3 protein-coding genes are annotated in these 1,560 nt (G+C 66.1%); all 3 read right to left on the reverse strand.

From position 1 onward, the window contains the following. On the reverse strand, positions 1-117 hold a 117-nt coding region (locus ABC977_RS18095; protein WP_369668669.1), incomplete at its 3' end, for an AAA family ATPase. 261 nt (positions 118-378) lie between these two features. After that, positions 379-771, reverse strand: coding sequence for a type II toxin-antitoxin system VapC family toxin (locus ABC977_RS18100; RefSeq protein ID WP_369668667.1), 393 nt, complete (start codon positions 769-771; stop codon positions 379-381). Then, positions 768-983 carry an AbrB/MazE/SpoVT family DNA-binding domain-containing protein gene (locus ABC977_RS18105; protein WP_369668668.1) on the reverse strand — a complete coding sequence of 72 codons (216 nt, stop codon included), beginning with the start codon at positions 981-983 and terminating at the stop codon, positions 768-770. Before ABC977_RS18105 ends, ABC977_RS18100 begins: the two co-directional genes overlap by 4 nt. Positions 984-1,560 lie beyond the last annotated feature (577 nt).

The raw sequence follows: 1,560 nt of genomic DNA on the forward strand, positions 1-1,560 counted from the left end.
ATACTTGCCCGAGCCGATCAGCTGCTCGGCGAAGGCGGTCTTGTCGACGTAGTAGTAGTCGTCCTCGCGGATCTCGCGGAAGGTCTGGATGCCGATCGGCAGGCGCTTGCGGGTCATGGCGGGGTCGTTGGCGCGGCGGGGGCGTGCCTCGATGATACCCCAGATGCTGGCGGACAGCTCAGGACCGGGTCTCGAGTCGCGACTTCGAAGGCGACGACGGCGCGCTCAGCGCGCGCAGTTTGTCGATGGCCCGTTGCACCGGGGCATGGGTATGGGTGCTCATGATGGCGTCCTCCCGCCAGTGCTCGAAATAAGCGATCCAGGCCGAGAGACGCTCGGGCAGTTGTCCGAGCCGGTCGGCCTTGCGCAGCTCGAAAATTACTGGACCTGTTTTTCCTTGATCTTGGGAATATGCCGCACGCCCGGGAGGTCGCGGAAGTCTTCGTCCTGGGTCCAAACAATCGCGCCCCGTGATTGGGCCGAGGCGTAGATGATGCTGTCGGCAGTGGGCAGACGATGCTGCCGGGCGAGACGCGCCGAGGCGAGTGCGACGTCGGTGTTCAGGACCATGACCGCTCCCGTCTGCATGGTCGCCACGGCCCGGCTCGCGGCCAGCTCCCCGCCTTCACGGTCCGCCCACCGGTAGACCTCATGCAGCACGATGGTCGGCACCAGCAGGGTTGCGGTGTCGTCCAGCACGGGGGCGAACCGCTCCGCGTTGGGACCCTCGGCGAAGTACTCGATCCAGCCCGACGAGTCGAGTAGGTTCATACCCGCTCGTCCCGCTCGCGGATGCCGTCCATGTCCCTGTCCGCGCCGGCCAGGAAGCCGCGCAGGGCACTCGGTTCCTCGCAGGGCACCAGCTCGATCCCGTGCTCGCTCGGTCTCACCAGAAAGCGTTGGCCGGGCTTCAGGCCGAGGGGTTCGCGGATCGACTTGGGCAGGACGAGCTGGTACTTGCTCGAGAGGGTGGACGTTTCCATGGGCGGTACTCCGGCGAAACATCGATAACTTCGGTAAGTCGAAGTCTAATCGACGCTTCCAGGTATAACAAATGCTGGCTGCGACGAGGTGCCTGGCGCCTTATTCGCAGGTCCGACGCGGTCAGAGAGTCGGCAGCCCATCAATTAGTCTGCGCAATGGCGAAGCCAGGCCATTGGGAACCCGCGTCTCTTGGACGAGATGTCTCACGCGCTACGCGCCTTGCAGCGCGGTCGGGCCACTGGCAAGGTCATCGTCGAGGTTTGACGGCGACATGCCCTCTGCGGGTTCGGCATCGCGGCGGCCGGCGGTGGTTCGGTGGGCCGGGGAGCCGAGCTGGCCCGGGGCACCGGTTCTGGGTCGCGAGCAGAGTCACCCTCGTCGTTGTCCGGGCGATGTCTCTGCGCGGCGGTCCGCCGTCGGTCTCGGTGCTAGGTTCCAGAAGGAACCGTCCGTCGCGGCCGCGCGGCTTCGGCCCGGGTCCCATGCGCGCCGGGGTCACGCCAGGGTTTCGACATCGAATGCGACGACGGTGCGCTGGGCGCGGCTGAATTCGATGCCGATCAGGTGGATGGGTTA

The organism is Thioalkalicoccus limnaeus (assembly GCF_041197575.1).
GTDB lineage: Bacteria > Pseudomonadota > Gammaproteobacteria > Chromatiales > Chromatiaceae > Thioalkalicoccus > Thioalkalicoccus limnaeus.

What these genes read in the sequence shown, in the direction of transcription:
- ABC977_RS18100 (WP_369668667.1), bottom strand. Translation starts at nt 771, where the DNA reads ATGAACCTACTCGACTCGTCGGGCTGGATCGAGTACTTCGCCGAGGGT.
- ABC977_RS18105 (WP_369668668.1), bottom strand. Translation starts at nt 983, where the DNA reads ATGGAAACGTCCACCCTCTCGAGCAAGTACCAGCTCGTCCTGCCCAAG.